We start from the raw sequence: 26424 nt of genomic DNA, 5'->3' as shown, positions 1-26424 counted from the left end.
ATGAGCCGGCCCTTCACCGGCGTAATGCGGCAACCTTGCGCGTCTCCGCAAGATCATTGCGTTCATCCCGGCTGCGCGCGTGTTCGTTGCGCGGGCCCTTCGGATGGTTGTGCGCGCCGTCCCCGGGCCGCCGGACGAGCCGGTGCCGGTCCCCGGTCGGCCGGGGGGGCCGCCGGGCGGCGCGCGGACGCCGAACGGCCCGCGCGGGCGCACCGCGGGGCCGTTCGGAAGGGGTGCGGGTCAGCTCCAGCTGGCGTGCAGCGGCTTGCCCTCGGCGTACCCGGCGGCGCTCTGGATGCCGACGATGGCCTTCTCGCTGAACTCCTCCAGCGAGTTGGCACCGGCGTAGGTGCAGGAGGAGCGGACGCCCGCGATGATCGAGTCGATCAGGTCCTCGACACCCGGGCGGGCCGGGTCGAGGAACATCCGCGAGGTGGAGATGCCCTCCTCGAACAGGGCCTTGCGGGCGCGGTCGTACGCCGACTCCTCGCTGGTGCGGTTGCGGACCGCGCGGGCGGAGGCCATACCGAACGACTCCTTGTACAGCCGCCCGTCGGCATCCTGCTGGAGGTCGCCCGGGGACTCGTACGTCCCGGCGAACCAGGAGCCGATCATGACGTTGGACGCGCCCGCGGCCAGTGCCATGGCGACGTCGCGCGGGTGGCGCACCCCGCCGTCGGCCCACACGTGCTTGCCGTACTTCTTCGCCTCGGCGGCGCACTCCAGGACGGCGGAGAACTGGGGCCGGCCGACACCGGTCATCATCCGGGTGGTGCACATGGCGCCGGGGCCCACACCCACCTTGATGATGTCCGCGCCCGCATCGACGAGGTCCTTGACACCCTCGGCGGCGACGATGTTGCCCGCCGCGATCGGGACGTGCGGGTCGAGCGCGCGCACGGTCCTGATCGCGCTGATCATCGACTCCTGGTGGCCGTGCGCCGTGTCGATCACGAGGGTGTCGACACCCGCGTCGAGGAGCTGCTTGGCCTTGCCCGCGACGTCGCCGTTGATGCCGACGGCGGCGGCGATGCGCAGCCTGCCGTTCGCGTCGGTGGCCGGAGTGTAGAGCGTGGCGCGCAGGGCGCCCTTGCGGGTGAGGATGCCCGCGAGCCTGCCGTCCCGGTCGACGGCGGGAGCGTAGCGGCGGTTGGCCCCGTCCAGCTTGTTGAACGCCTCGCGCGGCTCGATGTCGGCGTCGAGCAGCAGCAGGTCCCGGGACATGACCTCGGAGAGCTGGGTGAAGCGGTCCACGCCGGTCAGGTCGGTGTCGGTGACCACGCCGACCGGGCGGCCGTCCTCGTCCACGACGACGCCCGCGTTGTGCGCGCGCTTGGGCAGCAGCGCGAGGGCGTCGGCGACCGTCTGGTGGGGGGCGAGGACGATCGGGGTGTCGAGCACGAGGTGGCGTCCCTTGACCCAGGTGACGACCTCGGTGACGACCTCGATCGGAATGTCCTGCGGGAGGACGACGAGGCCGCCGCGGCGGGCGACGGTCTCGGCCATCCGGCGGCCGGCGATGGCGGTCATGTTGGCCACGACCAGCGGGATCGTGGTGCCCGTCCCGTCCGGGGCGGCGAGGTCCACGCCCTGTCGGGAGCCGACCGCCGAGCGGCTGGGCACCATGAAGACGTCGTCGTACGTCAGGTCGTACGGGGGCTGGATGTCGTTGAGGAAACGCACGTGCTGCACATCCCGGTCGATCAGAGGTGGCCCCGGGACAGGTCAGCCAGGGGGAAAGCACGTACTTCATTGTCCCATGGCGGCCCTGGTGGGATACCCGGACACATCATCCAGGTCGGCCGGCGAGGCCTTCGTCGGATCCTCCAAGGGCGAGGACGACCTGGAGCGCACCCGCGGTGCCCCGCCCGTGGTCGGTGGCCTCGGCGAACACCTCCTGAGCGATGTCCCAGTCCCGTGGCGCCGCTCGGGCGAATTCCCGCCAGCCCGTGACGACGAGCAGCCGTCCGCGGGCGGGCGGGGCCCAGGACAGGTCTCCGAGACAGTCGGCGAGGGCGTCCCAGTTCCGCCCGAACCAGTCCGGCAGATCGAGGGCGTGGGCGCAGCGGTCCATGAACGCGGCTCTGCCTGTGACCCCGGCGAGGTCGAGCCGGACCTGGGCCCAGCCGGCGGCGGCCAGGACGTCCGCGAGGGTTGCGTCGGTCATCTCAGCACCGCCCGGAAGGACTCGTAATGATCATCGGTGTAGTAGGTCTCACCGGCCTGCCCGGTCACGATGCGCCGGGCTCCCCGGTCCCGTTCGCCGGGCGTCCGGACGGTGTACTCGTGGTAGTAGCCACGCTGGTGGAGCGGCAGCATCCGCTCGAAGTTGCCGAAGACGACGCCGTCCCTGGCGTACGGGAAGGGGCCGCCGGCGTCGATGAGGGCGAGGGTCGCGCGTGCCTCGGCGGGGAGCCGGGCCTCCCGCACGGTGCCCATGCCCCGGGCCCAGCCGGGCGCCGCGGAGACGCCGGGGGCGGTGTCCGCCGGGGAGGCGGACGGGGGTGCGGAGGAGCACCCCGTGAGCAGGGCCGCCAGGCAGAGGAGGAGACCCACGACGAGCCGGGGCACGGACCGCGACAGCATGGCGTCGATGCTGCCACGGCCGGCCGGGCGCGGCGCGCGTAAGGGGCCCGGTGAGCCCCTTACGAGCCCTCTGCCGTCCCTGGGGCGCGGCAGGGCACCCGAGGGGGCGCGACGCCGTCCGAGGGCGCCGTGAGCCCGCGTGGGGTCACGGCCCGTCCGGGTCCTGACGGGCCAGCGCCGGGCGCGGTGCCGGGCCCGCCGTCATCAGGTAGTCCGCGGCCGAGGTGTCCGTCACCAGGCTGGTGACGAGCCCGGAGCGCAGCACGGCGTCGATCGCGGCCGCCTTGCGCTGCCCGCCCGCGATCGCGACGACCTCGGGGATACGGCGCAGCCGGTCGGTCTCGACGGTGATGCACCGCTCGCCCAGGTCCCGGCCGACCCGCCGGCCCTCGGAGTCGAACAGGTGCGCGGACATCTCGGCGGCGACGCCGAGGGACGCGTAGTGGGCGCGTTCCTCGTCGCTGAGCATGTCGTGCACCGTCGAGATGCCGGGCTCCCAGGAGCCGATCGAGACACAGGCGACGGTGACCTTGTCGAAGTACTCGAAGGCGCGCGCGATCCCCGTCTGGTTGCGCAGCGCGGCCGCGGTCGCCGCGTCGGGCAGCAGCATCGGCGCGTAGATGGGGTGGGCGTCCCCGCCCGACACCTGGGCGGCGCGGCGCACCGCCTCCACCGAACCGCGCTCGGCGGTCCCCGCGTCGTACACGCCCGTCAGCTGCACCACCGTGCACGGCGGGAGCCGGTCGAGGGCCGCGGCCATGTGAATCGTGGAGCGGCCCCACGCGAGGCCGAGGACATCGCCCTCGTTGACGAGCTCACCGAGCAGGTCGGCGGCCACCTCTCCGAGGTTCTCGGGGTCGGGCGACTCCTCGGCGTCGGCCGGGGACTCGACCACCACGGCGTGCCGGAGACCGTAGCGGGCGCGCAGCGCGTCGGAGCGCTCCGCGTCCAGCTCGGCCGGCACACGGATCTCGATCCGCACGAGATCCCGTTCGAGAGCGGTCTCCAGGACCCGGGCCACCTTGAAGCGGCTGACGCCGAACTCCTCGGCGATCTGGATCTTGGATTTGCCCTCGAGGTAGAAGCGGCGGGCCATGGCCGCCGCCTGGACCAGCTCAGCGGGTCCCATCCGCATCGCTGACCGGCCCGCCGACATACCCGACACGGCGCTCTCCTCACTGCTGTTCACACTCTGGATTCGCCGTTCATCCTTGCAGATCCGGCGTACTTGATCGGCCCAGATGGGCGGCGTTCACGTTCCCTTGGTTCAGTGGTCGCACGCCCACGCCGCATGAGCCGTCGCCTCCTGCGCCTGGGTGCGCAATGCACGTACCGCCTGGGCCGGGTCCGATGCCCCGTAGACCGCCGATCCGGCCACGAACACGTCCGCGCCCGCCTCCGCGCACCGCTCGATGGTGGAGGCCGAGACCCCGCCGTCGACCTGGAGCCAGAGTTCGAGTCCGTGCTTGCTGATCAGCTCACGGGTGCGGCGGATCTTCGGAAGCATGATGTCCAGGAACGCCTGGCCCCCGAAGCCCGGCTCCACCGTCATGATCAGCAGCATGTCGAGCTCGGGCAGCAGATCCTCGTACGGCTCGATGGGGGTCGCGGGCCTGAGCGCCATGGAGGCGCGGGCGCCCATGGCCCGGATCTCGCGGGCGAGCCGCACCGGCGCGGCGGCCGCCTCGACGTGGAAGGTGACGGAACCCGCACCCGCTTCGACGTACTGGGGCGCCCACCGATCGACGTCCTCGATCATCAGATGGCAGTCCAGCGGCGTGTCCGTCGCACGGGCCAGGGATTCCACGACCGGCACCCCGAGCGTGAGGTTCGGTACGAAGTGGTTGTCCATGACGTCGACATGGAGCCAGTCCGCTCCTTGTACCGCCTGTGCCTCCTGGGCGAGACGGGCGAAGTCGGCGGAGAGAATGCTGGGGTTGATCTGCACGGCCATGCCCCAAGACTGCCATGCTCGGCACCGGTTGCTCTCCCCGGTCCGGAACGGGGAGACCGCACGGTGGTCCGCCCTGCCTTTCCGGACCGCCCGCGGGTCCCGTCCGTCATGGCCCCGAGGGCAGCCAGGACGGCCGGGACAGGGTGCGGCGGGGCGGAGCTCAGGCGGTCCGTCTGATCAGCGCCAGGTACATCGCGTCCGTCCCGTGCAGATGCGGCCACAGCTGGATGTCGGGGCCGTCGCCGAGTGCCGGTACGTCCGGGAGCAGTGGACGGGCGTCGAGCAGTTCGGCGGAGCCGCTCTCGTAGTGCTTGAGCACGTCGTCGACGACCGCGCGGGTCTCCGCGAGGTGCGGCGAGCAGGTCGCGTATCCGACGACGCCGCCGATCCGGACGGAGTCGAGCGCGGTGCGCAGCAGCCCGCGCTGCAACGACGCGAAACCGTCGAGGTCCTCCGGGCGGCGCCGCCAGCGCGCCTCGGGACGGCGCCGCAGGGCACCGAGGCCGGTGCAGGGCACGTCCATGAGGACACGGTCGAACGTGCCGGGCAGCCACGGCGGGCGGGTGCCGTCGGCGGCGATGACCTGGTAGGGGCCGGGGTTCCCGGCCAGTGCCTTGGCGACGAGCCCGGCGCGGTGCGGCTGCTTCTCCGAGGCGAGCAGCACGGCTCCGCGCTCGGCGGCGAGCCCGGCGAGCATGGCGGCCTTGCCGCCGGGGCCCGCGCAGCCGTCCAGCCATGCCTTGTCGGGCCCGTCGAGCGGCGCGTTCGCGAGGGCGAGGGCCACCAGCTGGCTGCCCTCGTCCTGGACACCCGCACGACCCTCCCGTACGGCGTCGATGGCACCCGGTTCGCCGCCCTCGCTGAGCCGCACGGCGTACGGCGACCAGCGCCCCGGCAGGGCGGACTCCTCGCCCAGGGCACCGAGGAGTTCGTCCGCGGTGGAGCGGCCGGGCCGGGCGACGAGGGTCACCTCGGGCCGTTCGTTGTCGGCCTCCAGCAGGTCCTCGATGCCGGCCCGCCCGCCACCGAGCGAGTCCCACAGTGCGGAGACGACCCAGCGCGGGTGCGAGTGCACGACGGCCAGATGGTCCTCGGGGTCGTCGTCGTAGGGCGGCGCGACCTGCTCCAGCCAGCCGTCGAGACCCTGCCGCGCGACCTTGCGCAGCACCGCGTTGACGAACTTGGCGCGCCCGTCGCCGAGCACGACGCGGGCGAGTTCGACCGAGGCGGACACGGCGGCGTGCGTCGGGATGCGTGTCCCGAGCAGCTGGTGGACGCCGAGGCTGAGGACGTCCAGCACCGGCGGGTCGACCTCGCGCAGCGGCCGGTCGACACAGGCCGAGATGACGGCGTCGTACGTGCCCTGCCGACGCAGCGTCCCGTACACGAGCTCGGTCGCCAGGGCCGCGTCCCGTCCGTCGAAGTCGCCCTTCTCCCGCGCCTTGCGCAGCAGTGGGGGCAGGACCAGGTTGGCGTACGCGTCCCGCTCGTCCACGGCCCGCAGCGCCTCGAAGGCGAGGAAGCGGACCGGGTCCTTCTGGGGGCGGCGGTAGGGCTTGCCGGGCTTGCTCGGCCGACGGGACTGCTCACTCACGAAAAAGGTGCTCCGGATCCAGGAAAAGGTGCGTCCGTCCAGCGTACGCCGCGGGGTGGAACCCGCTGCCGGGCGCTCCGCGTGACCGCGCCGAGCCCCGCCGCGACGACCGGGACCAGCGGCGACGCCCTGCCCGGCGACCAGGCCCCGGTGCGGTCCCGGGTCTCAGCGCGCGTCGGACTCCGGCGCGACCCCGAACACCGGCGCGCAGACGAGCCCCGGCGCGACGACCGGGACCGGTGCGACACCGAGCCACCGGCCCGGCGACCGGACCCCGGCGCGGTGCCGGACCCCGTACGGCGCCGGACCCCGTGCGGTGCCGGACCTCAGCGCGGTGCCGGACCTGGGCGCGGTGCCGGACCCCCCGGCGCGGTGCCGAACCCCGGCGTGGCAACCAGGTCCGGTGCGGTGCCGAGCCCCGGTCGGGAGACGGCTCCGGTCGGGAGACGGCTCCGGCCGGGGGACGGCTCCGGCGCGATCGTCCCGGCGGGGCTCAGACCCCGAGTGCCTCTCCGGAGGAGATGCGCACGCCGCGTGCCCAGTCCGCCGCGCGCATCGGCTTCTTGCCCTGGGCCTGGACCCAGAGCAGTTCGACGGCGTACGAACCGGTTCCGACGTACACGTTGTTCTTCCCGACGGACAGCTCGCCCGGGGCGAGGTCGGCACGCTCGGGCACCGGCGCGGCCTGTACGAGCTTGAGCCGCTCGCCGCGGAAGACCGTCCACGCACCCGGCGCGGGGGTACAGCCGCGGACCACCCGGTCCACGCGCAGCGCCGGTGCGGACCAGTCGACGTGGGCGTTCTCGACGGAGATCTTCGGCGCCAGGGTGACGCCGTCGGCCGGCTGCGGTACCGCCTTCAGGGTGCCGTCCTCGATACCGTCCATGGTCGCGAGGAGCAGCCCGGAACCGGCGAAGGCCAGCCGGGTCAGCAGGTCCCCGCTGGTGTCGGTGGGCCGGACCTCCTCGGTGACGGTCCCGTACACGGGCCCCGAGTCGAGCCCCTCCTCGATGAGGAAGGTGGAGGCACCGGTGATCTCGTCGCCCGCCATCACCGCGTGCTGCACCGGCGCCGCGCCACGCCACGCTGGGAGCAGGGAGAAGTGCAGGTTGACCCAGCCGTGGGCGGGGACGTCGAGGGCGACCCGGGGCAGCAACGCCCCGTAGGCCACCACGGGACAGCAGTCGGGGCCGATCTCCCGCAGCCGCGCCAGGAACTCCTCCTCCCGCGGCCTGGCCGGCTTCAGCACCTCGATCCCGGCCTCCGCCGCGCGCTCGGCGACCGGGCTCGCGACGAGCCGGCGCCCCCGCCCGGCGGGCGCGTCGGGCCGCGTGACGACGGCGGCCACCTCGTGCCGCCCGGAGGCGATCAGGGCGTCCAGTGCGGGAACGGCGACCTCGGGGGTACCTGCGAAGACGAGCTTCATGGGTGGCGGTTGGCCTCTCGGGCGGGAACTCTTCAGACCCCGCGAGCACGCCGGCGGGGCCGAGGTACGGGGCGGCGCACCAGTCTATGCGTCGCGGGGTCACCGGGCTCGGGCGCTGTCCGGACATCCCGCGCTCCGACGCCGGCTCCAACGCCCGTACGGCCGGGACCCGCACCGCCGACGGTCCCACGTCCCGCACAGGACGTGGGACCGCGATCGCCGCCGTACGAGCCACGCGGGCCGTGCGCACCGGGGGCGTACGCCCCCCGACGCGCCCTCTGCATATGCCCCTACGCCCCCGCAGCGTGACCACTCACCCAAAAACGCGTTGGTCAAGAGAGAGTTGACCACCAACGGGCCGTGATCGCGGCCCGATCCTTTTCAACGCCGGTTCGAGAGGCTTGTTCATGGCCGACCACGCAACCCACGACGCCCAGGCTCGGGCCAGCCTGCACTTGCTGGTGCGGGACATCGAGCGGGTCCGCCGGCAGGTGGACGCACTGCGCACGCTCACCGCCCAACTGGGCAACGTCTACCGCCCGCGCCGCTCCGGCCCCGCCACGGGCTTCGTCGTCTACGGGCGCGCCCCCGCCCCGACCGTCCGCCTCGCCCAGGAGCTGCGCGACAGCGTCGAGACACTGGTCACGGCCGCCGTGGACTTCGACCGCTCACTGGGCTTCTCGTGGGACGCGGTGGGCTCGGCCCTCGGGGTCACCAAGCAGGCGGTGCACCGCCGTTACGGCGCCCGTCGCGCCGCCGCCCAGGCCGCCGCGGAGGCCGAGCGCGCCACCGAGACCGCGAGTGCCCGCACGGTCGCGGTCACCACCGGCGTCCCCGCGGTACCCACGGTCCCCGCCGCCCGCTCCATGCCGACGCAGCCGACAGCGGGCAGCCCGACCCTTCGCGAAGAGGTGCGGCCCACCGCGTTCCCGGGCCCGCGCAACGGCTGAACCCGACTCCCCGTCCCTTCTGCTCCGCCCTGCCTCCCGGCGCCGCCGCCCCGGGAGGCAGCCCCGCGGCCACCCGTCACCCGATGTCCGGCGGATCGATCCGGATCCGTACGGGTTCGCTCCCCCCACGCGCCATCCGCGCCGCCTGCGCGGCCTTCAGCGCGGCGGCCAGTGCGGCACCGCTCCCCGGCGGTACCCGGACGAGCGCCCGCTCCCACCGCTCCCCCGGAGGCGGCGCCCCCACCCGGCGCGGCCGCCCGGCATCGGTGACGGGCAGCGGCACCGGCCCCAACACCTCGGCGTCGCCGGGCAGTTCGACCACCGCGAGAAAACCGGCGAGCGCCTCCGCCGTGCCCGACACCGCCGCCATCCGTGACACCGGCGGAAAGCCCAACTCGGCACGCTCGGCGAGCTCACGCACCGCGTGCCCGACCGGGTCCCACCGTACGAGCGCCTGCACGGGCCGCAGGGTCGGCTCCGCCACGACCACCACGGTGCCGCCCGCTCCCTGCCCGCGTACCAACGCCGAGGCCCCGATCCAGCGTCGCAGGGCCTCCTCACCGGCGCGCAGATCGGGCCGCGACAGCATCGCCCAGCCGTCGAGCAGGAGCGCGGCAGCGTACCCGCCCTCCGCGACGGGTTCGGCGCCCGGCGTGGACACGACGAGCGCGGGTGCCCCCGGCACCGTGTCGAGCACCTGCTCGCGCCCCGACGTCCGTACCGGCACCGCGGGAAAGGCCCGTCCCAGCTCCTCGGCGGTCCGCCGGGCGCCCACGACCTGTGCCCGCAGCCGGAAGCCACCGCACTCGGGACAGTGCCAGGCCGCCTCGTCCCGCCCGCACCACGTGCACCGCAGCGCGCCGGCGTCCCGCGCCTCCAAGGGGCCGGCGCAGTGCCGGCAGCGGGCCGGAGCCCGGCACTGCGCGCAGGCCATCCGCGGTACGTACCCGCGCCTCGGCACCTGCACCAGCACGGGCCCGTGCCGCAACCCCTCCCTGACCACCTGCCAGGCCAGAGTGGGCAGCCGGGCGGCCCGTGCCGCCTCGTCCCGCGCGAGATCCCCGTCCCCCACGGTCCGTACGAGCGGCGCGCTCGCCCTCACCTGGTCGCGCTCGGCGGCCAGCGGCAACGCCCAGCCGCTCTCGACCAACTGCGCGGCCTCGACCGTGCAGCTCCAACTCCCCAACAGGAAGGCACATTTGTCATGGGCGGCCCGCAGCAGGAGGACCTCTCGCGCGTGCGGCTGCGGTGCGTGCGGCTCGCTGTGGCTGCCGTCCCCGTCGTCCCAGAGGACGACGAGTCCCAGATCGCGCACCGGCGCGAACATGGCGGCGCGGGTCCCCACGACGGCCCGTACGGACCCGCGCCGCACGGCGAGCCACTCCCGGTACCGCTTCTCGGGTCCGGCCTCGGCCGTGAGGACCGCGTGCCGCCCCTCCCCGAGCAGCGAGGTCAGCGCCGCGTCCACACGGGAGACGGTCCGGCCGTCCGGTACGACGACGAGCGCGCCGCGTCCCGAGGCGAGCGTCGCGCCCACCGCCCGCGCCAGCTCGTCGGCCCATTCGGGCCCAGGCAACGCGTTCCACACGGCCCGCGGGGAGCCGCCGCGGGCGAGCGACTCCAGAAAGGCGGCCCCCCGCGCATACCGTGTCCAGGACTCCGCCGCGGGCGCGTCGGGAGCGGGCAGGGGTGCCGCGGAGGGCTTCGCCTCGGCCCGAGCGTTGCGCGGCGGCACGGCGAGTTGCAGCACATCGGCGAGGCTGCCCGCGTACCGGTCGGCGACGGCCCGGGTCAGCCCCAGCAGCTCGGGGCCGAGGACCGGCTCGGGGGACACCACCTGGGCCAGCGCGGCGAGCGGTCCCGAGTAGTCGGACTCGGCCAGCCGCTCCACGAGGAAGCCGTCGATGAGGCCCCCGCCCTCGCGCCGCCCGTCGCGCACCCGGTGCCGCCCGGCCCCGAACCGCACCCGGACCCGGACACCCGGCTGCGCCTGGGCGTCGAGCTCCTCGGGCACGGCATAGTCGAAGTACCGGTCCAGATGCAGCACGCCCTTGTCGACGAGCACCCGCGCGACGGGCAGCTCCTTGGCGAGCGCGGCGCCGCGCCAGGTCCGCGGCTTCGCCTTCGGTGCCCTGGCCTGCCGCACACCTTCGCGGATCAGCGCAAGCTGCTCGGGCGGCGCGCCCTGCGCGTCACCCTCACCCCGCCCGTTCGCGCTGCTCACAGCAGTATTCCTACCAGACCGCACCGACACCGCCGCCCGCCCGGAAGCAGGCCGTCGACGGATCGCGAACGCCTCGGGCCGTCCCCGCGCCTTCGCGGCGAACGTCCGGCGGGAAGGGGCGGCCGCGACGTCGGCTCTCCCGAGGTCAAGGCGGCAGCGGCTTGATGATGCATCCAGTTTCACCGCACGCCCGAAGGGCGCACTCCGCCGAAGTAGCCGCGGCCATCGCACCGGGAGATCGTCAGCCTACGAACGGCGGCCGGTCCACGCCAGGCGTTTTCCGGGCCCTCCCGTCGACGGCTCCAGGACCGCGGCCCGGTACCGGTGCCGGGCCGAAACCGGTGGGACGGGAACGGCCGGAGGGCGCGGACGACACCGAGGCCCGGCACCCCCTCGGGGGCACCGGGCCTCGGCAGCACGCGGCGAGCCGCGGGTGGCCTACAGGCCGACGGCCCTGCGGAGCGCGTCCACACGGTCCGTCCGCTCCCACGTGAAGTCGGGCAGCTCCCGGCCGAAGTGACCGTACGCGGCCGTCTGGGAGTAGATCGGGCGCAGCAGGTCGAGGTCGCGGATGATGGCCGCCGGGCGGAGGTCGAAGACCTCGGTGATGGCGGTCTCGATCTTCTCCGCGTCGACCTTCGCGGTGCCGAAGGTCTCCACGAAGAGACCGACGGGCTCGGCCTTGCCGATGGCGTAGGCGACCTGGACCTCGCAGCGCGAGGCGAGACCCGCCGCGACGACGTTCTTGGCGACCCAGCGCATCGCGTACGCGGCCGAGCGGTCGACCTTGGACGGGTCCTTGCCGGAGAAGGCGCCGCCGCCGTGGCGGGCCATGCCGCCGTACGTGTCGATGATGATCTTGCGACCGGTCAGGCCGGCGTCGCCCATCGGGCCGCCGATCTCGAAGCGGCCGGTCGGGTTGACCAGCAGGCGGTAGCCCTCGGTCTCCAGCTTGATGCCGTCGTCGAGGAGGGCCTTCAGTTCCGGCTCCACCACGAACTCGCGGATGTCGGGCGCGAGCAGCGAGTCCAGGTCGATGTCGCTCGCGTGCTGCGAGGAGACCACGACCGTGTCCAGACGGACCGCCTTGTCACCGTCGTACTCGATGGTGACCTGGGTCTTTCCGTCGGGACGGAGGTAGGGGATCGTGCCGTTCTTGCGGACCTCGGACAGCCGGCGGGAGAGCCGGTGCGCCAGGTGGATCGGCAGCGGCATCAGGTTGGGCGTCTCGTCGGTCGCGTAGCCGAACATCAGGCCCTGGTCGCCGGCGCCCTGCTTGTCGAGCTCGTCCTCGTCACCCTCGACGCGGGACTCGTACGCCGTGTCGACACCCTGCGCGATGTCCGGGGACTGGGAGCCGATCGACACCGAGACACCACACGAAGCGCCGTCGAAGCCCTTCTTCGACGAGTCGTAGCCGATCTCCAGGATCTTGTCCCGGACCAGCTGGGCGATCGGCGCGTACGCCTTGGTCGTGACCTCTCCGGCCACGTGCACCAGGCCGGTCGTGATCAACGTCTCCACGGCGACCCGGGATGTCGGGTCCTCCCGCAGAAGCGCGTCGAGAATAGTGTCGCTGATCTGGTCAGCGATCTTGTCGGGGTGACCCTCGGTCACGGACTCCGAGGTGAACAGGCGACGGGACACAACGCTCCCTGTGGTTGCAGCGGCTGCTGGCTGATCATTGGCGGACGGGACGGGAGCTGCGCCCGGCATCGTCCGAGAACAGTTTATCGGTCGTGCTCGCCGGCAGACCCCCCTGTCTCGCCACTCGGAAGCCCTGTGACCTGCGGCACGGGCATTCTGCGCCCTGGAGATCGCTCTCCACCAGGGCTACCGCGAGCGAATTCCGCACGGCCGAAGTCACCTGTTGAGGTGACGGGGACCTCTACGGCAGACGGCGTGTCACCAGATCCCACACGGTCTCGGCCAGGGCTTCCTTGGGTCCGTGGGGCACCGCGGTCTCACTGCCGTCGGAGCCCAGCACCACGGCCTCGTTCTCCTCGGAGCCGAAGGTCCTGCGCTCCCCCACCTCGTTCACCACGAGGAGATCGCACCCCTTGCGCTCCAGTTTCGCGCGGCCGTTGGCGAGGACGTCGTCCGTCTCGGCGGCGAAACCGACCACGATCTGGTCGGGGCGCGCCCGGTCCGCCGAGATCTCGGCGAGGATGTCCGGATTACGGACCAGGACGATCGGCTCCGGTTCCTGGCCGTCCTTCTTCTTGATCTTCCCCGTCGCGTAGGCGGCGGGGCGGAAGTCCGCCACGGCCGCCGCCATCACCACGGCGTCGGCGTCCGGGGTCGCCTTGAGCACCGCCTCGCGCAGCTGCACGGCCGTGCCGACCCGCACCACGTCGACGCCCGCCGGGTCCGCCAGTCCGGTGTTCGCGGCGATCAGCGTCACCCGGGCCCCTCGTGCGGCCGCGGTGCGGGCGAGGGCGTACCCCTGCTTGCCGGAGGAGCGGTTGCCGAGGAAGCGGACGGGGTCGAGCGGTTCACGGGTACCGCCGGCGCTGACGACGACATGGCGGCCGACGAGGTCGGGTTCGCGCACGCCCCGGGCCAGCACCCGGCGGCAGACCTCGAAGATCTCCGCGGGGTCGGGCAGCCGGCCCTTGCCGGTGTCCACGCCGGTCAGGCGGCCCACGGCGGGCTCGATGACGACGGCGCCGCGGCGGCGGAGCGTCGCCACGTTCTCCTGGGTGGCCGGGTGCTCCCACATCTCGGTGTGCATGGCGGGCGCGAAGACCACCGGGCAGCGGGCGGTGAGCAGGGTGTTGGTGAGGAGGTCGTCGGCCAGGCCGTGGGCGGCCTTGGCGAGCATGTCCGCCGTCGCCGGGGCCACCACCACCAGGTCCGCGTGCTGCCCGATGCGGACGTGCGGGACCTCGTGGACGTCCGACCAGACCTCGGTGGAGACCGGGTGGCCGGAGAGCGCGGACCAGGTGGCGGCACCCACGAAGTGCAGGGCGGACGCGGTCGGCACGACCCGTACGTCGTGCCCCGACTCCGTCAGCCTGCGCAGCAGCTCGCACGCCTTGTACGCGGCGATACCACCGCTGACCCCCAGCACGACCTTCGGCTTGTCCACCGGGCCTCCCCACACTCGACACCCGTACGCCTCGGCTCGAAGACGTACGACTCCATGACACACCACGGGCCCGGCAGTCGTACTGCCGGGCCCGGGATGAAGTGGGACAGCGGACTACTGCGCGGGGCCCTCAACGGCCTCGGACGTGAGCAGACCCGCGTTGATCTCGCGCAGGGCGATGGAGAGCGGCTTCTCGTGGACGTGGGTGTCGACGAGCGGACCGACGTACTCGAGGAGGCCCTCGCCGAGCTGCGAGTAGTACGCGTTGATCTGACGGGCACGCTTGGCCGCGTAGATCACGAGGCTGTACTTCGAGTCGGTGGCCTCGAGGAGCTCGTCGATCGGAGGGTTGATGATGCCCTCGGGAGCGGTGATGGAAGAGGACACGCTCTGCCTTCCGAAAGGTGGAAATTGACCTGGAATATCAAACAACTTCCAGCAAGGCTAGCAGCTCACGCGCCACGTCCTCGACGGAGGTGTTGACCAGGGTGACGTCGAACTCCGGCTCGGCGGCCAGTTCGATCTTGGCGGCCTCCAGGCGGCGCTCGATCACCTCGGGCGGTTCGGTGCCCCGCCCGGTGAGCCTGCGCACCAGCTCCTCCCAGGAGGGCGGAGCCAGGAACACGAGCAGCGCCTCGGGCATGGACTCGCGCACCTGCCGGGCACCCTGGAGGTCGATCTCCAGGAGGACCGGCACACCCGTCTCGAGGTGCTCGAGGACGGCCGCGCGGGGTGTCCCGTAGCGGTTGCCGGCGAATTCGGCCCACTCCAGGAGCTCGCCGTTGGCGATCAGCTTGTCCATCTCCTCGTCCGAGACGAAGAAGTAGTGGACCCCGTGCTTCTCACCGGGGCGCGGCTTGCGGGTCGTCGCCGACACCGAGAGCCAGGCCTCGGGGTGTTCCTTGCGCATATGAGCGACGACCGTGCTCTTGCCGACCCCTGAGGGGCCGGAGAGCACGGTCAGCCGCGGACGTTCACTCATGCAGCGATTATTCCAGCAATCCCGGGGTGCCCAGGACTCAGGCGCCGGAACCGCCGAACTCACGCTCCAAGGAGGCGATCTGGTTCGAGCCGAGACCGCGCACGCGGCGGCTCTCGGAGATCCCGAGTCGCTCCATGATCTGCTTGGCGCGGACCTTGCCCACGCCCGGCAGGGACTCGAGGAGAGCGGAGACCTTCATCTTGCCGATGACGTCGTTCTCCTGGCCCTGCTTGATGACCTCGTGAAGGGAGGCGCCGGAGTGCTTGAGTCGATTCTTGACCTCGGCCCGCTCCCGGCGAGCCGCGGCGGCCTTTTCGAGCGCGGCTGCGCGCTGTTCAGGGGTAAGGGGCGGAAGAGCCACGCCTACGTCACCTCGGATGTCGAACTGTCGGATACGGACCGGTGAGGAACCTAATCGCCCCACACCTGGGGAGCTGCGAGCAACACGCTTGCCCGTTCTCCCCCACTACCTAGAGGGCGTGGGAGGTGCCCCCACTCGACGGAGACTAGCGGGCAAGTCCGCCAGAGTCAGCGAGAACAGCGGAAAAGTCCTGGTCAGCCTCCCTGGAGCCGGTCATTTGCGACATACTGCCCAGGATTTGAGGATGTATTCAGACTCCGGCCGCTCCGGACGCAGTCATCGGAGGACTGCCGGAGGACTTCCGGGGACCCTCGGGACGTCGGCCCGAGGTCCCGAAGGCCCCGATAGGACCCGGAAAGGGCGCTCAGGCGGCCTCGACCGCGGACCTGACCTCCTCCGCGAAGCGGTCCGCGGACTCCCGCAGCGCGCGAACGTCGGGACCGTGACGAAGAACACCCCGGCTCACGTTCGGGACGACGTTGCGCACCGCCGCCCCGAAGACTCCCGCCAGATCGGCCGCGGTGGCCCCCTGGGCGCCGATTCCCGGAGCGAGGAGCGGTCCGTTGATGTCCAGGTCGTAGGAGGAGAGATCGCCCAGGGTGGCGCCGACGACCGCGCCGAAGGACCCCAGGGGCGTCTGAGCGGCGTTCTCGGCGGCGAGATGGGCCAGGACGGTCGCCCCGACGGTACGGCCGTCCCCGCGGACCGCGTGCTGCACCTCGCCGCCCTCCGGGTTGGAGGTCAGGGCGAGCACGAAGAGCCCGGTACCGCTCTCGCGCGCCAGCTCCACCGCGGGCCTCAGCGAGCCGTAGCCCAGATAGGGCGACACGGTCAGCGCGTCCGAGAACAGCGGCGCGCCCTTGCGCAGGAAGGTCTCGGCGTACGCGGCCATGGTCGAACCGATGTCGCCGCGCTTGGCGTCCATGACGACCAGCGCCCCGGCCGCCCGCGCCTGCTCGACCGTCTTCTCCAGGACGGCGATCCCGCGGGAGCCGAAGCGCTCGAAGAACGCGCTCTGCGGCTTGAGGACCGCGACCCGCTCGGCCAGCGCCTCGACGACGGTGCGGCTGAAGCGCTCCAGTCCGGCGATGTCGTCGGTCAGGCCCCAGTCGGCGAGCAGGGAGGCGTGCGGGTCGATGCCGACGCACAGGGGACCGCGCTCGTCCATGGCGCGGCGCAGGCGTGCTCCGAAGGGTTCCAGGCTCATACGGGCTTCCTCACGTCGGCGCCGACCGCGTCGGCGAGGGTGGCGTAGGGGCTCGTCCGCAGACGGGCGGCGATGCCCTTGTGGATCGCGCGGCCCCAGAAGGGACCCTCGTACACGAAGGCGCTGTACCCCTGGACCAGCGTGGCGCCGGCCAGGATGCGCCGCCAGGCGTCCTCGGCGTTCTCGACGCCGCCGACACCCACCAGGGTGATCCGGTCGCCCACGCGCGCGTAGAGGCGGCGCAGCACCTCCAGGGAGCGCGCCTTGAGCGGAGCTCCGGAGAGACCGCCGGTCTCCTTCACCAGGGACGGGTCGGACGTCAGACCGAGGCCCTCGCGCGCGATGGTCGTGTTCGTGGCGATGATCCCGTCCAGTCCGAGCTCGACGGCGAGGTCGGCGACCGCGTCGACGTCCTCGTCGGCGAGGTCGGGCGCGATCTTGACGAGGAGCGGGACGCGCCGGTCGGTGACGGAGCGGTCGGCGGCCTCGCGCACGGCGCTGAGCAGCGGGCGCAGGGCCTCGGTGGCCTGGAGGTCGCGCAGGCCGGGGGTGTTCGGCGACGACACGTTCACGACGAGGTAGTCGGCGTGCCGGGCCAGGCGCTCGGCGGACTTCACGTAGTCGCCGACGGCTTCCGCCTCGGGGACGGCCTTGGTCTTGCCGATGTTGACGCCGACGACGGTCCTGAAGACGGGCGTACGGGCGGCCAGGCGCTCGGAGACGGCCTCGGAGCCCTCGTTGTTGAAGCCCATGCGGTTGATCAGCGCGCGGTCCTGCACGAGGCGGAACAGCCGCTTCTTGGGGTTGCCCGGCTGCGGCTCCCCGGTGACGGTGCCGATCTCGATGTGGTCGAAGCCGAGCATCGACATCCCGTCGATGGCCACGGCGTTCTTGTCGAAGCCGGCGGCGAGCCCGAAGGGGCCGTGCATGCGCAGCCCGAACGCCTCGGTGCGCAGCTCCTCGAAGCGGGGGGCGAGCGCGGCGGCGACGAAGGTACGCAGGACCGGGACGCGGGCGACGAGGCGGATCCAGCGGAAGGCGAGGTGGTGCGCCTGCTCCGGGTCCATCCGCTTGAACACGAGGCCGAAGAAGAGCTTGTACATGATCATGTCCTCTGAGGGCCCCGGTGAGGGACGCCTCTGGAAGGGGCAAGGGGGCTCATGAAGAGGGGGACACCGTTTTCCGGTGTCCCCCTCAGGGCTGCTAGTCGCGCGCCGCGATCAGATGCTCGGCGTGTTCCTGGAGGGAGCGCACGCCCACGTCGCCGTGGTTGAGCGCGTCGATGCCCTGGACGGCGGCGGCCAGCGCCTGGACCGTCGTCAGGCACGGCACGGACCGCGCCACGGCGGCCGTACGGATCTCGTAGCCGTCGAGGCGGCCCCCGGTGCCGTACGGGGTGTTGACGATGAGGTCGACCTCGCCGTCGTGGATGAGCTGGACGATGGTCCGCTCGCCGTTCGGGCCGGTGCCCTCGGACTGCTTGCGCACGACGGCGGCGTTGATGCCGTTGCGCTTGAGCACCTCGGCCGTACCGGAGGTGGCGAGCAGCTCGAAGCCGTGCGCGACGAGCTCGCGAGCCGGGAAGATCATCGAACGCTTGTCCCGGTTCGCGACCGAGATGAAGGCGCGGCCCTTGGTCGGCAGCGGACCGTACGCGCCGGCCTGCGACTTGGCGTAGGCGGTGCCGAACACCGAGTCGATGCCCATGACCTCACCCGTGGAACGCATCTCGGGTCCGAGGACGGTGTCCACGCCGCGCCCGTGGATGTCGCGGAAGCGCGACCACGGCATGACGGCCTCCTTGACGGAGATCGGCGCGTCGAGGGGCAGTTCGCCGCCGTCGCCGTGGGCCGGGAGCAGCCCTTCGGCCCGCAGCTCCGCCACGGTCGCGCCCAGCGAGATCCGGGCGGCGGCCTTCGCCAGCGGCACCGCGGTCGCCTTCGAGGTGAAGGGGACGGTGCGCGAGGCGCGCGGGTTGGCCTCGAGGACGTACAGGATGTCGCCCGCCATGGCGAACTGGATGTTGATCAGGCCGCGGACGCCGACACCCTTGGCGATGGCCTCCGTGGAGGCCCGCAGGCGCTTGATGTCGAACCCGCCGAGGGTGATCGGCGGCAGTGCGCACGCGGAGTCGCCGGAGTGGATGCCGGCCTCCTCGATGTGCTCCATGACGCCGCCGAGGTAGAGCTCCTCGCCGTCGTAGAGCGCGTCGACGTCGATCTCGATCGCGTCGTCGAGGAAGCGGTCGACCAGGACCGGCCTGGAGGGGCTGATCTCGGTCGACTCCGCGATGTACGAGGACAGCCGCGTCTCGTCGTAGACGATCTCCATGCCGCGTCCGCCGAGGACGTAGGAGGGCCGTACGAGGACGGGGTAGCCGATCTCGTCGGCGATGGCCTTGGCCTCGACGAACGTGGTGGCGGTGCCGTGCTTGGGGGCCGGCAGTCCCGCCTCCGCGAGGACGCGCCCGAAGGCGCCGCGGTCCTCGGCGGCGTGGATCGCCTCCGGCGAGGTGCCCACGACCGGCACGCCGTTGTCCTTGAGCGCCTGCGCCAGCCCGAGCGGGGTCTGGCCGCCGAGCTGCACGATCACACCCGCGAGGGGACCGGCCAGCGACTCCGCGTGCACGATCTCCAGCACGTCCTCGAGCGTCAGCGGCTCGAAGTACAGACGGTCGGAGGTGTCGTAGTCGGTGGAGACGGTCTCGGGGTTGCAGTTGACCATCACGGTCTCGTAGCCCGCGTCGCTGAGCGCGAAGGAGGCGTGGACGCAGGAGTAGTCGAACTCGATGCCCTGGCCGATGCGGTTCGGGCCGGAGCCCAGGATGATGACCGCCGGCTTCTCGCGCGGGGCGACCTCGGTCTCCTCGTCGTAGGAGGAGTAGAAGTACGGCGTCTTCGCCGCGAACTCGGCCGCGCAGGTGTCGACCGTCTTGTACACCGGGCGCACGCCCAGCGCGTGCCGCACCTCGCGCACGACGTCCTCACGCAGGCCGCGGATCTCGGCGATCTGGACGTCGGAGAAGCCGTGCCGCTTGGCCTCGGCGAGCAGTTCGGGGTGCAGCTTGTCGGCACCGGCCAGCTCGTCCGCGATCTCCTTGATCAGGAAGAGCTGGTCCACGAACCACGGGTCGATCTTCGTCGACTCGAAGACCTCCTCGGGCGTGGCGCCCGCGCGGATGGCCTGCATGACGCAGTTGATGCGCCCGTCGGTCGGCCGTACGGCCTCGGCCAGCAGTTCGGCCTTGTCTCCCGGCTCGCCCACGAAGGTGAACTGCGAGCCCTTCTTCTCCAGCGACCGCAGTGCCTTCTGCAGCGCCTCGGTGAAGTTGCGGCCGATCGCCATGGCCTCGCCGACCGACTTCATGGTCGTGGTGAGGGTGGAGTCGGCGCTCGGGAACTTCTCGAAGGCGAAGCGCGGGGCCTTGACCACCACGTAGTCGAGCGTCGGTTCGAAAGAAGCCGGCGTCTTCTCGGTGATGTCGTTCGGGATCTCGTCGAGCGTGTAGCCGACGGCGAGCTTCGCGGCGATCTTGGCGATCGGGAAGCCGGTCGCCTTGGAGGCGAGCGCCGAGGAGCGGGAGACGCGCGGGTTCATCTCGATGACGATCACCCGGCCGTCCTCGGGGTTCACCGCGAACTGGATGTTGCAGCCGCCGGTGTCGACGCCGACCTCGCGGATGACGGCGATGCCGATGTCGCGCAGGAGCTGGTACTCGCGGTCGGTGAGCGTCATCGCCGGGGCGACGGTGATCGAGTCGCCGGTGTGCACGCCCATGGGGTCGAAGTTCTCGATGGAGCAGACGACCACGACGTTGTCGTGCTTGTCGCGCATCAGCTCCAGCTCGTACTCCTTCCAGCCGAGGATGGACTCCTCCAGGAGCACCTCGGTGGTCGGGGAGAGCGTCAGGCCCTGGCCGGCGATGCGGCGCAGCTCCTCCTCGTCGTGCGCGAAGCCGGAGCCGGCGCCGCCCATGGTGAAGGAGGGGCGGACGACGACGGGGTAGCCGCCGAGCGTCTCGACGCCCGCGATCACGTCGTCCATGGAGTGGCAGATGACGGAGCTCGCGGACTCGCCGTGCCCGATCTTCTCGCGCACGGCCTCGACGACACCCTTGAAGAGCTCGCGGTCCTCGCCCTTGTTGATCGCCTCCACGTTGGCGCCGATGAGCTCGACGCCGTACTTGTCGAGCGTTCCGGCGTCGTGCAGCGAGATGGCCGTGTTGAGGGCCGTCTGACCGCCGAGGGTGGGCAGGAGCGCGTCCGGCCGCTCCTTGGCGATGATCTTCTCGACGAACTCCGGGGTGATCGGCTCGACGTAGGTGGCGTCGGCGATCTCCGGGTCGGTCATGATCGTCGCCGGGTTGGAGTTGACCAGGATGACCCGCAGGCCCTCGGCGCGCAGGACGCGGCACGCCTGGGTGCCGGAGTAGTCGAACTCGGCGGCCTGGCCGATGACGATCGGGCCGGAGCCGATGACCAGGACGGACTGGATATCGGTGCGCTTAGGCACGCTGGCCCTCCATCAGGGATACGAAGCGGTCGAACAGGTAGGCGGCATCGTGCGGGCCGGCTGCCGCTTCGGGGTGGTACTGGACGCTGAAGGCCGGCTGGTCGAGGAGGTGGAGCCCCTCGACGACCTGGTCGTTCAGGCAGACGTGGGAGACCTCGGCGCGGCCGTAGGGGGTCTCGGAGACCGCGTCGAGCGGCGCGTCGACGGCGAAGCCGTGGTTGTGCGCGGTGACCTCGACCTTGCCGGTCGTCCGGTCCTGCACGGGCTGGTTGATGCCCCGGTGGCCGTACTTCAGCTTGTAGGTGCCGAAGCCGAGCGCGCGGCCGAGGATCTGGTTGCCGAAGCAGATGCCGAACAGGGGCGTCCTGCGGGCGAGCACTTCCCGCATCACGGAGACCGGGCCGTCGGCGGTGGCCGGGTCGCCGGGACCGTTGGAGAAGAACACTCCGTCGGGGTTGACGGCGTACACGTCCTCGGCCGTGGCCGTGGCGGGAAGTACGTGCACCTCGATGCCGCGTTCGGCCATCCGGCGCGGGGTCATGCCCTTGATGCCCAGGTCGACGGCGGCGACGGTGAACCGCTTCTCGCCGATCGCCGGGACGACGTACGCCTCCTTGGTGGCGACCTCCGCGGCGAGGTTCGCGCCCTGCATCTCGGGCGCCTGGCGCACCTCGGCGAGCATGGTGCCCTCGTCGGGCAGCGCGTTGCCGGAGAAGATGCCGACGCGCATGGCGCCGCGCTCACGCAGGTGGCGCGTGAGGGCGCGGGTGTCGACGCCGCTGATGCCGACGACGCCCTGGTCGCGCAGCTCCTGGTCGAGCGAGCGGCGGGCGCGCCAGTTGGACGGCACGCGCGCGGGGTCGCGGACGACGTACCCGGCGACCCAGATCCGCCCCGACTCGGGGTCATCGTCGTTGACACCGGTGTTGCCGACGTGCGGGGCGGTCATGACGACGACCTGGCGGTGGTAGGACGGGTCGGTGAGGGTCTCCTGGTAGCCGGTCATCCCGGTGGAGAACACGGCCTCGCCGAAGGTCACCCCCACGGCCCCGTAGGCGCGGCCGCGGAAGGTCCGGCCGTCCTCCAGGACGAGTACGGCGGGAGCCGCCTTGTGCCTCTGCGAGGCGGCTCCCTGGATGGAGGTCGTCATCGTGCGCCTTCCGTGTCGGTGCTCTTGCTGATCATGCTGTTCAGGGTGTCGACCCACTCGCCGTGCTCGGCCGCGCGGTCGGAGCGGAAGCCGGAGTCGATCAGCCGGTCGCCGTGCGCCCAGGTGACGACGAGCAGGCCGCCCTCGGTGAGGACCTTGCCAGCGATGCCCTTGTCGAGCCGGGCCTCGCGCAGCGCCTCGGCGGGGACGAAGAAGTCCGTCGCGCCGGGGCGTACGACGTCCAGTCCCGCGTCCGTCAGCGTGAGCTCGACCCGGCTGCGGGTGCCCAGGCCGTGCGCGACGATGCGGTCGAGCCACTGCCCGGCGGTGGTGGAGCCGTGGTAGCGGCCGCTCATGGCCAGTCTCGCCGGGCCGGGGTCGTCCGGCGCGGTGAGCAGCTCCGGCAGATCGCCCTGGAGGGTGCCTCGCCACTTCCAGCCCTCCCGCATCAGCCAGTAGACGAGGGCGACGAAGAGGACCAGTCCGACGAGCCAGCCGATCCGGGCGGCCCAGTCGGTCACTTCGGCCGACTTCTGTTCGGTGGCCAGGGAGGCGGCCATCGGGATGAGAGGTGTCACGCGAGCTTCCCGTCGACGAGGGTGGCCTTGCCCCGCAGCCAGGTGTGGGTGACCCTGCCCGGCAGCTCACGGCCCTCGTAGGGGGTGTTGCGGCTGCGCGAGGCGAAGCCCGCGGGGTCCACGGACCCACGGTATGCGGTGTCGACGAGCGTGAGGTTGGCGGGCTCGCCCGCCGAGACGGGACGGCCGTGCCCGTCGGCCCGCCCGATGCGCGCGGGGGCCGAGGACATCCGGTCGGCGACGCCGGTCCAGTCGAGCAGCCCGGTCTCGACCATCGTCTGCTGGACGACGGACAGCGCGGTCTCGAGGCCCACCATGCCCATGGCGGCGGCGGCCCACTCGCAGTCCTTGTCCTCGTGCGGGTGCGGCGCGTGGTCGGTGGCGACGATGTCGATCGTGCCGTCGGCGAGGGCCTCGCGCAGGGCCGTCACGTCACGCTCGGTCCGCAGCGGCGGGTTGACCTTGTAGACCGGGTCGTAGGTGCGGACCAGCTCGTCGGTGAGGAGGAGGTGGTGCGGGGTGACCTCGGCGGTCACGTCGATGCCGCGGGACTTGGCCCAGCGGACGATCTCGACGCTGCCGGCGGTCGACAGGTGGCAGATGTGGACGCGCGAGCCGACGTGCTCGGCGAGCAGGACGTCCCGGGCGATGATCGATTCCTCGGCCACGGCCGGCCAGCCCCCGAGGCCCAGTTCGGCGGAGACGACGCCCTCGTTCATCTGGGCGCCCTCGGTGAGGCGGGGCTCCTGGGCGTGCTGGGCGACGACGCCGCCGAAGGCCTTCACGTACTCCAGCGCCCGGCGCATGATCACCGCGTCGTCCACGCACTTGCCGTCGTCCGAGAAGACCGTGACGCCGGCGGCGGACTCGTGCATGGCGCCGAGTTCGGCGAGCTTCCTGCCCTCCAGGCCGACCGTCACGGCACCGATGGGCTGCACGTCGCAGTAGCCGTGCTCCCGGCCGAGCCGGTAGACCTGCTCGACGACACCGGCGGTGTCGGCGACCGGGAAGGTGTTGGCCATGGCGAACACGGCGGTGTAGCCGCCGCTCGCCGCCGCCCGCGTGCCGGTCAGGACCGTCTCGGAGTCCTCTCGGCCGGGCTCGCGCAGATGGGTGTGCAGGTCGACGAGGCCCGGCAGGAGGACCTTGCCGTCCGCCTCGACGATCTCGGCGCCCTCGGCCGGCAGTCCGGTGCCGACCGCGGCGATCGTGTCGCCGTCGATCAGGACGTCCTGCGGCTCGCCGCCGAGCACCTTCGCACCACGGATCAGGATCTTGCTCATTCTTCTTACTTCTCCTCGGTGCGGGTGTGGGTGACGGCGGGCTCGTTGCCGCCCAGCAGGAGGTACAGGACGGCCATGCGGATGGAGACGCCGTTGGCGACCTGCTCCACGACGGTGCAGCGGTCGGAGTCGGCCACCTCGGCGGTGATCTCCATGCCGCGGACCATCGGGCCGGGGTGCATCACGATGGCGTGCTCGGGCATCTTCGCCATGCGGTCGCCGTCGAGCCCGTAGCGCCGTGAGTACTCGCGCTCGGTCGGGAAGAAGGCCGCGTTCATGCGTTCGCGCTGGACGCGCAGCATCATCACCGCGTCGGACTTCGCGAGCGTGCTGTCGAGGTCGTAGGAGATCTCGCAGGGCCACGACCCGACGCCGACCGGCACCAGGGTCGGCGGCGCGACGAGGGTGACCTCCGCGCCGAGGGTGTGCAGCAGGTCGACGTTGGAGCGGGCGACGCGGCTGTGCAGGACGTCACCGACGATCGTGATGCGCCTGCCGGCCAGGTCCTGGCCGATCCCGGCGTCGCGGCCGACCAGCCGGCGGCGCATGGTGAAGGCGTCCAGCAGGGCCTGCGTGGGGTGCTGGTGGGTGCCGTCACCGGCGTTGATGACGGCGGCGTCGATCCAGCCGGAGGTGGCGAGCCGGTACGGGGCCCCGGAGGCGCCGTGCCGGATGACGACGGCGTCGACGCCCATGGCCTCGAGGGTCTGGGCGGTGTCCTTGAGGGACTCGCCCTTGGAGACGCTCGATCCCTTGGCGGTGAAGTTGATGACGTCCGCGGAGAGGCGCTTCTCGGCGGCCTCGAAGGAGATCCGGGTGCGGGTCGAGTCCTCGAAGAAGAGGTTGACGACGGTGCGGCCGCGCAGGGTCGGCAGCTTCTTGATCGGCCGGTCGGCGACCCTGGCCATCTCCTCGGCGGTGTCGAGGATCAGGACGGCGTCGTCGCGGGTGAGGTCGGCGGCCGAGATGAGATGACGCTGCATCTGTCAGGCTCCGTAAGGCAGTTCAGTTCGGGAGGCGGGCGCCACGGGGGTGTGCCCCGAAAGCGCCGCGGCGGGGGTGCGGGCGCGCAGGCGCGCTCGGAGGGCGTACCGCGGTGACGGACGCCGGAGTGCTACTGCTGTGCGTCCGGGGAGATCCGCTTCGCACCGAGCAGCACGGTGTCGCGACCGTCCTCCTCGGCGAGCTGGACCTTGACCGTCTCCCGCAGCGACGTGGGGAGGTTCTTGCCGACGTAGTCGGCGCGGATGGGCAGTTCGCGGTGGCCGCGGTCGACGAGGACCGCGAGCTGCACGGCGCGCGGGCGGCCGATGTCGTTCAACGCGTCCAGCGCGGCGCGGATCGTGCGCCCCGAGAAGAGCACGTCGTCCACGAGGACGACCAGCCGGCCGTCGATGCCGTCGCCGGGGATCTCGGTACGGGCCAGCGCTCGCGGCGGATGCATGCGCAGGTCGTCGCGGTACATGGTGATGTCGAGCGAGCCCACCGGGATCTTGCGGCCGGTGATCTCCGCGAGCTTGTCGGCCAGCCTGCGGGCCAGGAAGACGCCCCGGGTCGGGATGCCGAGGAGCACCACGTCGTCGGCGCCCTTGGCGCGCTCGACGATCTCGTGGGCGATGCGGGTCAGCACCCGCGCGATGTCGGGGCCTTCGAGAACGGGCCGTGCACCGGCCGCGTACTGCTGCTTGTCCTGCTCAGAGTCCATACGAAACGGACCTCCTTCTCCGCCTCACGGGACGGATCATTAAAGGACGTCGGATTTGCGCCATCCACGGTACCAGGCCGGCAACGCGCCTGATCACCCCCCTTCGAGCCACCCCGGGTGACCTCCGCGGAGCGGCGGGTCCGGACCATTCCGCTTGACGGGGGAGAGTAACGCTGCGTAACCTCACAGTGAGTCACCAGCCGCGCGGCCGAGCCGCACGTTGATACAGCGTCCGGGGAGCTATATGTCCAGCGAATACGCCAAACAGCTCGGGGCCAAGCTCCGGGCCATCCGCACCCAGCAGGGCCTTTCCCTCCACGGAGTCGAGGAAAAGTCCCAGGGACGCTGGAAGGCGGTCGTGGTCGGTTCCTACGAGCGAGGCGACCGCGCCGTGACCGTGCAGCGTCTTGCCGAACTGGCCGATTTCTACGGGGTCCCCGTGCAGGAGCTGCTGCCCGGCACCACTCCGGGCGGGGCCGCCGAGCCGCCGCCGAAGCTCGTCCTCGACCTGGAGCGCCTGGCCCATGTGCCGGCCGAGAAGGCGGGACCCCTGCAGCGCTACGCCGCGACGATCCAGTCGCAGCGCGGTGACTACAACGGCAAGGTGCTCTCGATCCGCCAGGACGACCTGCGCACCCTCGCCGTCATCTATGACCAGTCCCCCTCGGTCCTCACCGAGCAGCTGATCAGCTGGGGCGTGCTGGACGCGGACGCGCGCCGCGCCGTCGCCCACGAAGAGGTCTGACCCCTTCGGACAGCTCAGCAGAAACGTGCCGCCGGGGTCGGGGCCGCCCACGGGCTGAGGCCCACCCCCACGCGGT

At 72.0% G+C, this 26424-nt stretch carries 23 protein-coding genes; 2 read left to right on the top strand and 21 right to left on the bottom strand.

Annotated features, from left to right (window positions below; translation table 11 throughout):
* Positions 1–240: 240 nt before the first annotated feature.
* From ACFVTC_RS36260 to fmt, 7 genes are all read right to left on the bottom strand, one after another.
* Entirely contained in the window at positions 241–1683 is a 1443-nt protein-coding gene (locus ACFVTC_RS36260; protein ID WP_390133173.1) for a GuaB1 family IMP dehydrogenase-related protein, read from the bottom strand.
* Between the two features lie 106 nt (positions 1684–1789).
* Positions 1790–2167, bottom strand: a complete 378-nt coding sequence (locus ACFVTC_RS36255) for a barstar family protein (RefSeq protein WP_390133027.1) — start codon at positions 2165–2167, stop codon at positions 1790–1792.
* Positions 2164–2586, bottom strand: coding sequence for a ribonuclease domain-containing protein (locus ACFVTC_RS36250; protein WP_390133025.1), 423 nt, complete (start codon positions 2584–2586; stop codon positions 2164–2166). Before ACFVTC_RS36250 ends, ACFVTC_RS36255 begins: the two co-directional genes overlap by 4 nt.
* A gap of 145 nt (positions 2587–2731) precedes the next feature.
* Entirely contained in the window at positions 2732–3775 is a 1044-nt protein-coding gene (locus tag ACFVTC_RS36245; RefSeq protein WP_390133024.1) for a sugar-binding transcriptional regulator, read from the bottom strand.
* A 78-nt stretch (positions 3776–3853) separates the two neighbouring features.
* Entirely contained in the window at positions 3854–4540 is a 687-nt protein-coding gene (rpe, locus tag ACFVTC_RS36240; protein ID WP_390133022.1) for a ribulose-phosphate 3-epimerase, read from the bottom strand.
* Positions 4541–4700: 160 nt separating this feature from the next.
* A complete protein-coding gene (locus tag ACFVTC_RS36235; RefSeq protein ID WP_390133020.1) occupies positions 4701–6134 on the bottom strand; it encodes an RsmB/NOP family class I SAM-dependent RNA methyltransferase in 1434 nt (477 codons plus the stop codon).
* 493 nt (positions 6135–6627) lie between these two features.
* Positions 6628–7560, bottom strand: a complete 933-nt coding sequence (fmt, locus tag ACFVTC_RS36230; protein ID WP_390133018.1) for a methionyl-tRNA formyltransferase — start codon at positions 7558–7560, stop codon at positions 6628–6630.
* A 407-nt stretch (positions 7561–7967) separates the two neighbouring features.
* Here fmt and ACFVTC_RS36225 point away from each other — a divergent pair, with 407 nt between their 5' ends.
* Positions 7968–8510, top strand: a complete 543-nt coding sequence (locus tag ACFVTC_RS36225) for a hypothetical protein (protein WP_168527160.1) — start codon at positions 7968–7970, stop codon at positions 8508–8510.
* 76 nt (positions 8511–8586) lie between these two features.
* Here ACFVTC_RS36225 and ACFVTC_RS36220 read toward each other — a convergent pair whose 3' ends face one another.
* The 14 genes from ACFVTC_RS36220 to pyrR all read right to left on the bottom strand — a co-directional run bounded on the left by ACFVTC_RS36220 (position 8587) and on the right by pyrR (position 25603).
* Entirely contained in the window at positions 8587–10734 is a 2148-nt protein-coding gene (locus tag ACFVTC_RS36220; RefSeq protein WP_390133016.1) for a primosomal protein N', read from the bottom strand.
* 438 nt (positions 10735–11172) lie between these two features.
* Positions 11173–12381: a methionine adenosyltransferase gene (metK, locus tag ACFVTC_RS36215; RefSeq protein ID WP_168527161.1), complete on the bottom strand. Its 1209-nt coding sequence runs from the start codon at positions 12379–12381 to the stop codon at positions 11173–11175.
* 241 nt (positions 12382–12622) lie between these two features.
* Positions 12623–13825, bottom strand: a complete 1203-nt coding sequence (gene coaBC, locus ACFVTC_RS36210; protein WP_390133012.1) for a bifunctional phosphopantothenoylcysteine decarboxylase/phosphopantothenate--cysteine ligase CoaBC — start codon at positions 13823–13825, stop codon at positions 12623–12625.
* 114 nt (positions 13826–13939) lie between these two features.
* Complete coding sequence (rpoZ, locus tag ACFVTC_RS36205) at positions 13940–14212, bottom strand: DNA-directed RNA polymerase subunit omega (protein WP_003982715.1); 273 nt, start codon at positions 14210–14212, stop codon at positions 13940–13942.
* Positions 14213–14249: 37 nt separating this feature from the next.
* Positions 14250–14807, bottom strand: coding sequence for a guanylate kinase (gene gmk, locus ACFVTC_RS36200; RefSeq protein ID WP_390133010.1), 558 nt, complete (start codon positions 14805–14807; stop codon positions 14250–14252).
* Positions 14808–14844: 37 nt separating this feature from the next.
* Positions 14845–15168 (bottom strand): integration host factor, encoded by a 324-nt coding sequence (locus ACFVTC_RS36195; protein WP_016638838.1) that lies wholly within the window; start codon positions 15166–15168, stop codon positions 14845–14847.
* 364 nt (positions 15169–15532) lie between these two features.
* Complete coding sequence (pyrF, locus tag ACFVTC_RS36190; protein WP_390133008.1) at positions 15533–16375, bottom strand: orotidine-5'-phosphate decarboxylase; 843 nt, start codon at positions 16373–16375, stop codon at positions 15533–15535.
* Entirely contained in the window at positions 16372–17478 is a 1107-nt protein-coding gene (locus tag ACFVTC_RS36185) for a quinone-dependent dihydroorotate dehydrogenase (RefSeq protein WP_390133005.1), read from the bottom strand. Before ACFVTC_RS36185 ends, pyrF begins: the two co-directional genes overlap by 4 nt.
* A 100-nt stretch (positions 17479–17578) precedes the next feature.
* A complete protein-coding gene (carB, locus tag ACFVTC_RS36180) occupies positions 17579–20887 on the bottom strand; it encodes a carbamoyl-phosphate synthase large subunit (protein ID WP_390133003.1) in 3309 nt (1102 codons plus the stop codon).
* Positions 20880–22037, bottom strand: a complete 1158-nt coding sequence (carA, locus tag ACFVTC_RS36175) for a glutamine-hydrolyzing carbamoyl-phosphate synthase small subunit (protein WP_390133001.1) — start codon at positions 22035–22037, stop codon at positions 20880–20882. The genes carB and carA overlap by 8 nt, the downstream gene beginning before the upstream one ends.
* Positions 22034–22597 (bottom strand): hypothetical protein, encoded by a 564-nt coding sequence (locus ACFVTC_RS36170; RefSeq protein WP_390133171.1) that lies wholly within the window; start codon positions 22595–22597, stop codon positions 22034–22036. Before ACFVTC_RS36170 ends, carA begins: the two co-directional genes overlap by 4 nt.
* Before the next feature lie 14 nt (positions 22598–22611).
* On the bottom strand, positions 22612–23898 hold the full coding sequence (locus ACFVTC_RS36165) for a dihydroorotase (protein WP_390132999.1): 1287 nt from the start codon (positions 23896–23898) through the stop codon (positions 22612–22614).
* Positions 23899–23903: 5 nt separating this feature from the next.
* The gene (locus ACFVTC_RS36160; protein ID WP_390132998.1) at positions 23904–24881 is read right to left on the bottom strand and encodes an aspartate carbamoyltransferase catalytic subunit; all 978 of its coding nucleotides are present in this window, start codon (positions 24879–24881) and stop codon (positions 23904–23906) included.
* 131 nt (positions 24882–25012) lie between these two features.
* A complete protein-coding gene (gene pyrR, locus ACFVTC_RS36155) occupies positions 25013–25603 on the bottom strand; it encodes a bifunctional pyr operon transcriptional regulator/uracil phosphoribosyltransferase PyrR (RefSeq protein ID WP_168527170.1) in 591 nt (196 codons plus the stop codon).
* Positions 25604–25847: 244 nt separating this feature from the next.
* On the opposite strand from pyrR, the gene bldD reads away from it, so the two are divergent.
* Complete coding sequence (bldD, locus tag ACFVTC_RS36150; protein ID WP_148007825.1) at positions 25848–26348, top strand: transcriptional regulator BldD; 501 nt, start codon at positions 25848–25850, stop codon at positions 26346–26348.
* Positions 26349–26424 lie beyond the last annotated feature (76 nt).

The organism is Streptomyces sp. NPDC057950 (assembly GCF_042887295.1).
Taxonomy (GTDB): domain Bacteria; phylum Actinomycetota; class Actinomycetes; order Streptomycetales; family Streptomycetaceae; genus Streptomyces; species Streptomyces kaempferi.
This window is presented reverse-complemented; position numbering and strand designations above follow the sequence as displayed.

Bases quoted from the DNA above. Each gene is read 5' to 3' on its own strand.
- ACFVTC_RS36255 (WP_390133027.1), bottom strand. From the start codon at position 2,167: ATGACCGACGCAACCCTCGCGGACGTCCTGGCCGCCGCCGGCTGGGCC.
- ACFVTC_RS36250 (WP_390133025.1), bottom strand. From the start codon at position 2,586: ATGCTGTCGCGGTCCGTGCCCCGGCTCGTCGTGGGTCTCCTCCTCTGC.
- rpe (WP_390133022.1), bottom strand. From the start codon at position 4,540: ATGGCCGTGCAGATCAACCCCAGCATTCTCTCCGCCGACTTCGCCCGT.
- fmt (WP_390133018.1), bottom strand. From the start codon at position 7,560: ATGAAGCTCGTCTTCGCAGGTACCCCCGAGGTCGCCGTTCCCGCACTG.
- ACFVTC_RS36225 (WP_168527160.1), top strand. From the start codon at position 7,968: ATGGCCGACCACGCAACCCACGACGCCCAGGCTCGGGCCAGCCTGCAC.
- gmk (WP_390133010.1), bottom strand. From the start codon at position 14,807: ATGAGTGAACGTCCGCGGCTGACCGTGCTCTCCGGCCCCTCAGGGGTC.
- pyrF (WP_390133008.1), bottom strand. From the start codon at position 16,375: ATGAGCCTGGAACCCTTCGGAGCACGCCTGCGCCGCGCCATGGACGAG.
- ACFVTC_RS36185 (WP_390133005.1), bottom strand. From the start codon at position 17,478: ATGTACAAGCTCTTCTTCGGCCTCGTGTTCAAGCGGATGGACCCGGAG.
- carA (WP_390133001.1), bottom strand. From the start codon at position 22,037: ATGACGACCTCCATCCAGGGAGCCGCCTCGCAGAGGCACAAGGCGGCT.
- ACFVTC_RS36170 (WP_390133171.1), bottom strand. From the start codon at position 22,597: ATGGCCGCCTCCCTGGCCACCGAACAGAAGTCGGCCGAAGTGACCGAC.
- ACFVTC_RS36165 (WP_390132999.1), bottom strand. From the start codon at position 23,898: ATGAGCAAGATCCTGATCCGTGGTGCGAAGGTGCTCGGCGGCGAGCCG.
- ACFVTC_RS36160 (WP_390132998.1), bottom strand. From the start codon at position 24,881: ATGCAGCGTCATCTCATCTCGGCCGCCGACCTCACCCGCGACGACGCC.
- pyrR (WP_168527170.1), bottom strand. From the start codon at position 25,603: ATGGACTCTGAGCAGGACAAGCAGCAGTACGCGGCCGGTGCACGGCCC.
- bldD (WP_148007825.1), top strand. From the start codon at position 25,848: ATGTCCAGCGAATACGCCAAACAGCTCGGGGCCAAGCTCCGGGCCATC.